Origin of the sequence: Methylobacterium variabile (genome assembly GCF_001043975.1) — a bacterium.
GTDB classification, from domain to species: Bacteria; Pseudomonadota; Alphaproteobacteria; order Rhizobiales; family Beijerinckiaceae; genus Methylobacterium; species Methylobacterium variabile.
The window spans coordinates 1-5,365 of record NZ_LABY01000257.1 but is presented as its reverse complement, the minus strand read 5'-3'; the positions used below and the strand labels follow the sequence as shown (position 1 = coordinate 5,365).

8 protein-coding genes are annotated in these 5,365 nt (G+C 73.0%); 3 read left to right on the top strand and 5 right to left on the bottom strand.

The window, feature by feature from the left end; genetic code table 11:
* Window positions 1-211 precede the first annotated feature (211 nt).
* On the top strand, window positions 212-481 hold the full coding sequence (locus VQ02_RS29640) for a hypothetical protein (protein ID WP_048447843.1): 270 nt from the start codon (window positions 212-214) through the stop codon (window positions 479-481).
* A gap of 18 nt (window positions 482-499) precedes the next feature.
* On the opposite strand, the gene VQ02_RS29635 is transcribed toward VQ02_RS29640, so the two are convergent.
* The 3 genes from VQ02_RS29635 to VQ02_RS29625 form a co-directional block, all read right to left on the bottom strand.
* Window positions 500-709, bottom strand: coding sequence for a hypothetical protein (locus VQ02_RS29635; protein WP_048447842.1), 210 nt, complete (start codon window positions 707-709; stop codon window positions 500-502).
* Between the two features lie 184 nt (window positions 710-893).
* The gene (locus VQ02_RS37680) at window positions 894-1,118 is read right to left on the bottom strand and encodes a hypothetical protein (protein WP_157080867.1); all 225 of its coding nucleotides are present in this window, start codon (window positions 1,116-1,118) and stop codon (window positions 894-896) included.
* Between the two features lie 326 nt (window positions 1,119-1,444).
* Window positions 1,445-1,705 (bottom strand): hypothetical protein, encoded by a 261-nt coding sequence (locus VQ02_RS29625; RefSeq protein ID WP_048447840.1) that lies wholly within the window; start codon window positions 1,703-1,705, stop codon window positions 1,445-1,447.
* 323 nt (window positions 1,706-2,028) lie between these two features.
* Between VQ02_RS29625 and VQ02_RS29620 the strand changes: the two genes are divergently transcribed.
* Complete coding sequence (locus VQ02_RS29620) at window positions 2,029-2,325, top strand: hypothetical protein (RefSeq protein WP_048447839.1); 297 nt, start codon at window positions 2,029-2,031, stop codon at window positions 2,323-2,325.
* 34 nt (window positions 2,326-2,359) lie between these two features.
* Here VQ02_RS29620 and VQ02_RS29615 read toward each other — a convergent pair whose 3' ends face one another.
* Window positions 2,360-2,941: a helix-turn-helix domain-containing protein gene (locus VQ02_RS29615; RefSeq protein WP_048447838.1), complete on the bottom strand. Its 582-nt coding sequence runs from the start codon at window positions 2,939-2,941 to the stop codon at window positions 2,360-2,362.
* A 198-nt stretch (window positions 2,942-3,139) separates the two neighbouring features.
* On the opposite strand from VQ02_RS29615, the gene VQ02_RS29610 reads away from it, so the two are divergent.
* Window positions 3,140-4,042 carry a hypothetical protein gene (locus VQ02_RS29610; RefSeq protein ID WP_157080866.1) on the top strand — a complete coding sequence of 301 codons (903 nt, stop codon included), beginning with the start codon at window positions 3,140-3,142 and terminating at the stop codon, window positions 4,040-4,042.
* A gap of 61 nt (window positions 4,043-4,103) precedes the next feature.
* Here the strand turns inward: VQ02_RS29610 and VQ02_RS29605 are convergent.
* A partial coding sequence (locus VQ02_RS29605; RefSeq protein WP_048447836.1) for a Do family serine endopeptidase occupies window positions 4,104-5,365 on the bottom strand: 1,262 nt, incomplete at its 5' end.

The following is a 5,365-nucleotide window of genomic DNA, read 5'->3' as shown; positions in this document are numbered from 1 at the left end:
TTCGGTTGTCTTGTGCGCTGCAGCATGAAAGAAGGATGACGCACCGCAGCGATGGCGTCGCGGCGGTGCAGCCCTCTTTGGGCGTTTCCTCCCTAGACTTCGGGCCGCCTCGCAAGGGCGGCCTTTTTTGTGCTTGCACCGGCGGTCCTCCCGGCGACACTGGCCGCGGTCGCGCGGAGGGTCCCCGGGCTGCCGGCGGCGGGAGGTTGCGATGGATCGTCCACGAAGCGTCGGCATCGCCTGGTACGAGGCGAGCGACTATCCCCGGATCCGGGAGGTGATGGAGGAAGCCGGCGGCCTGCCCGAGAGCTACGCGGCCTGGCTGATGTCCGCGACGCAGGTCGAGCGCGAGGTATCCCGCAGCGGCGTGGCGGTGGTGCGGGTGCGCCTGGAGCCGGACGCCTTCCTGGCCTGGTGCCGCGCGCGGGGAGTTGTGCCCAACGCGAAGGCGCGGACGGATTTCGTGCTGGACGCGGGGTAGAGCGCGGCTCTCCGCCGCTCAGGCCTGGTCGCGGCCGACGCTCTCCGGCAGGGCGTGCGGCTCCGAGGACGCCCGGTGCTCGGGGCCGCCTGCCGGTCCGGCCTCGCCGTCCGGACCGTCCGGCGCGCGCCGCACCCAGGCGTCGAGGGCCCAGCCGATGCCGCGGCCGGCGACGGCCACGAAGGCCAGCGACCCGGCGAGATGGAGGAAGAGCGGCGCGTTCGACATGGCGGGTCCTTGATCTCCTCCGAGAAGGCCGTCGGCCTCGCGACGGCGCCAGTGCTCCGGCGCAACAGCGCCCCGCGTGACGGCGATCGCCCGAGGGGAGCGGCGGCGAGGCGAAGCGGCCGGTGTGGCGCGGGCGCCTCAGCCGCGGCGGGCCGCGTCCCCCGAATCCGGGGCCTCGCGCGAATCAGCGCGGCGCAGCGGCCCCGACCAGCCGGGGCGTCACGGTCGCCGCCAGGATGGTGCAGCAGCGGATCGGCAAGGCGCAGATCTCAGACGCACCGCGGTGGCAGACGCGGCGGGGCGGCGGGGCGCGGTAGTCCCCGTTCGGCTCCTCGCCGGCCAGGGTGGCCAGCAGCAATTCCTCGTGATGATACTCAAGTCCAAGGGACACCCGAATGCCGCGGAGCACGTTTCGCTCGTGCTCGGTGGGCAGCCCGGCCCGTTCGCGCGTCTCGATCAAGGATTGCTGCCGGGTCGCCCGGTCACATGTCGCCCCGATATTGGACTGGACTTGGGTGAGAAGCGCCCGCGCGTCCATCGTAGCCCCTGCCGCACCGTCTTTCCGCGGATCTGTGCCCGCTCGCCATACGGCAGCTCTACCCGAGTTCCTGCTACACGGGAGTGGTATGACTGTTAGATGGCAACAGACCGGGCACGGGTGAGGCGTGCGTGCATCGCTCGCCCGGCCGGGAGCGCAGTCCGCACCGCCGCCGGCTGTGTCGGGTGAGGCTCCGGTCAGTGCTGGCCGCGGCGGAGCCGGGCGTGGGCGGTCACCCGGCCATCGACCGTCGCGGTCGGCATCGCGGCGGTCCGGGACGCCGCCTCCTGCTGCTCGTGGTCGACGGCCATGAAGCGGTACATGTCCCACTTCGTCGTCCCCTCGCTGAACATGCCGGACGGAGCCTTGTAGCTGCAGATCTCCTTCGCCGACTGGGCCGAAGCCGCCGTGGCGGCGAGCAAGGTCGCCCCGGCGAGGAGCAGGGTCGCCTTCGTCATCGTCTTTCCCACTGGTCCGGGCGGGCCGCTGGTTGTGTTGCGGCGCCGGTCGCGGTGCGATCTATGGTGGGCTCACGGGATTCCTTGTGCGTCAGCGCGCACGGCGACGACAAAATTGCGATTGCACGGGATTAAAACACGTTTTTCGACTTTATATTTCTTCGCGTGCGGCAACAAAAGCTCTTTTGATCGGCGGATCAATACGAAAATATTCTATGCCGGCATGGCGGGCCCGATGCGGAGTCCGCGACGCCGGCGTCCCACAAAAAGCCATGCTCGACTGTTGTCTGTGCCCGAGCGAATCGTGGGGCGAGACCAACCGGATGATGCAGATTGCCGCCTTCCTGGTGTTCCTGGTCATGGGCGTGACCAACCTCCTGGCGGTGCAGGCCGGGCTGACCGCCGTGCTGGGCGTGCCGGTGCTGCTGGCCCTCGTGGTCGCGGTGCCGGTGTTCTACTTCCGCTTCGTCGGCTCGGCGGCGGGCATCGTCGGGGCCATCGTCGGCTGGCAGATGCCGGTGCCGGCGGCGGTGCTGCTGTTCTGCTGGCCGGTGCTCGTCTACGGGTTCCTGCGCGGCGGCGCCGAGGCCCGGGCCCTGCTCGGCCGGCGGGCGGCCTGAGCCTCCGCCGGAGCGTCGGGCGCGGCCGCGGCTCTCAGCGCTGCCGCACCACGGCGACGAGGTAGCGGCAGGGGCGCTCGCCCCGGTTGGCGAAGGTGCAGTCGGCGGGAGCGCCGAGGGCGAGGCAGTCGCCGGCCTCAAGCACGTGGGTGGCCTCGCCCTCCTGGAACGTCAGGGTGCCGTCGAGCATCCAGATCGTCTGGCGCATGAAGGCGTAGGAGGCCGCCGGGTAGGAGATCGCGGCGCCGGCCGGCAGCTCCACCTCCGTCAGGTCGAGGGGGTTGTCCGCCGCGGGCGACAGGTGCGGCGAGACCTGCCGGCGGCGGTAGCCGGTGGCCGGATCGATCCAGACCGGCTGCGCCGCGTGCCGCCGGAGCTGTCCCGTCTCCCCCTCCGCCCGCGCCAGCAGGGTCGAGAGGGTGAGCCCGAAGGCGCCCGAGAGGCGGCCGAGCAGGGCGGCGGTCGGGCTCGCCTCGGCGCGCTCGACCTTGCTGATCATCGCCTTCGAGACGCCGGAGCGGGCCGCGAGATCGGCGAGCGACCAGCCCCGCGCCTCGCGCTCCAGGCGCAGCCGGCGCGCGAGGCCGTCCGTGGGGTCGGGTGCGGGCGTCGGCATGCCGCCACAATAGGGTATCGCTGGGCGGGTTGGACACCCGTTTCGCGGACCGACTCCGTCGGGGGCGTGCGCCACCTGTGCCGCTGGGTCAATTGGCAAGGGGAACTTGGCCGCCATCCCCAGGTTTTTTCATCTAAGTCTTTGTCGCGGACGCACTTTCTGCCAGATCCGGTGCATACTGTCCGGATCGCGCCGTCGGTGCGCGCAGCGAGGCGGGTGGGCGTGCGGGACGGAAGCGGGCGATACGGGCTCGGCCTGGCGGCGCTGGCGGCCGTCGCGATCCCGGTCTCCGTGATCGCGGTCCTCGATCCGCGCATCGGCCTGCTGCGCCCGCGCCCGGCCCGCGAGGCGACCCAGCTGCCGGCCCGGCTGCCGGACCAGCCGGCGGCGGCACCGGTCCAAGCCCCGGCCTCGCCTCAGGCCGCCGCGACGCCCTGCCCCGTCTGCCCGCGCGTGGAGGCGCCGGCCCCGCTCCGCGGCACGCTCCAGATCCGCGGCACGCTTCCTGGGCCGGACATCCAGGTTCCGGACGTGGCGGCCGAGCGCGCCGCCCAGCGCGAGCGGCTCATCGGCTGGACCGCCCATCCCGACCGGGTCGCGGGCTCGGCCGCCGCCCTGGACCTGATCGGCCTCGTCTTCACCGTGCCGCGCGAGCCCGGGGCCGGATACCGTCCCCTCGCCCTCGCCCTCTCCGGGGCGCCCGACCGCGCCGTCGTCGTGCTGGCCGAGCAACCCGTGACCGTCACGCTGTCGACCCGGCCGCCCGACCGGGCCGGGGCCCTGGGCGTCGAGTCGAGTGCGGCCTTCGCCGTCGCGGAGGGCCGGCCGGACCTGCTCGCGGGCTTCCGCGCCCTGCCCTTCGGCGCCTCCGAGGTCGCCCCGGTGCTCGACCCCCTGCGCTTCGGCCCCGAGACCCTGCGCGGCTTCTGCGACGCCCTGCGGCGCTGGGCGACCCAGTTCGGCCTGCCCCTCCGGCACACCCGCTACACCCTCATCGAGAACCCGACCCGGATCGCGCTGTCGGGCGAGGCCCTGCACGGCGACGGCACGGCCCGCGGCCGGGTCTCGGGACGGCGCCTCGCCCGCCTCTGCCGGGTGTGAGCACCACGCGAGAACGCCGGCCCCTCGCGGGGCCGGCTCTCTCGTCGGTGCCGGAGCGGGATCAGCCGTTCTTGCTCTGCAGGCCGATCGCCACGAAGCGGGTGCCCTTGTCGTTCTTGATCCGCATCAGCACCGCCTTGCGGCCGTCGCTCTCCGCGGCGCGGATGCGGGCGGCGACGTCGGAGAGGCTCGAGACCGGCTGGCCGCCGACGTCCAGGATGATGTCGCCCTCCTGGATGCCCTTGGCCGCCGCCGGGCCGTCCGGGTCGACGCTCACCACCGCGACGCCCTCGCGGCCGGCCCCGACCGCGTCCGCCGGGGCGAGTCCGAGGCCGAGCCGCGGCTGGCTGTCGCCGCGGCGCCCGCCGCGGTCGTCGAGGCTCGCCACCTTGGTGTCGTTCGGCAGCGTGCCGAGGGTGACCTGGGCGGTCTCGGCCTTGCCGCCGCGCAGGTAGGCGAGGTCGACCTTGGTGCCGGGCTTCAGCGAGGCGATCTTGCGCGACAGCTCGCGGGCGTCGCTCACCGCCTCGCCGTTGACCGCCTGGACCACGTCGCCGGACTTCAGCCCCGCCTTGGCGGCGGGCGTGCCGTCCTGGGCGCTGGTCACCAGGGCGCCCTTGGCCTTGTCGAGGCTGAGGCTGTCGGCGATGTCCTTCGTGACCGGCTGGATCTGCAGGCCGAGATAGCCGCGGGCGACCTTGCCGTCGGCGCGCAGCTGGTCGACCACCGCCTGCACGGTCTCGGACGGGATCGCGAAGGCGAGGCCCACGTTGCCGCCCGAGGGCGACGCGATGGCGGTGTTCACGCCCACCACCTCGCCGTTGACGTTGAAGGTCGGCCCGCCCGAGTTGCCCTTGTTGATCGGCGCGTCGATCTGCAGGAAGTCGTCGTAGGGGCCGGCGCCGATGTCGCGGCCGCGGGCCGAGACGATGCCGGCGGTGACGGTGCCGCCTAAGCCGAACGGGTTGCCGATCGCCACCACCCAGTCGCCGACCTGCGGCGCGCCGTGGGCGAGCTTCACGTAGGGGAACGGACCGCCCTCGTTGACCTTGAGCAGCGCGAGGTCCGTCTTCGGGTCGGTGCCGATGACCTTGGCGGACAGCGTGCGGCCGTCGTCGAGGGTGACCTCGACCGCCTTGGCGTTGCTCACCACGTGGTTGTTGGTCACCACGTAGCCGTCGCCCGAGATGAAGAAGCCCGAGCCTTGCGCCGCGCCGCCGCCGTGGCGCTGCGGGCGCTGCATGTTCGGACCGCCCTCGCCGAAGCGGCGGAAGAACTCGCGCAGCTGCGGCGGCCAGCCGAACCTGCAGAACGTGCCGCCGC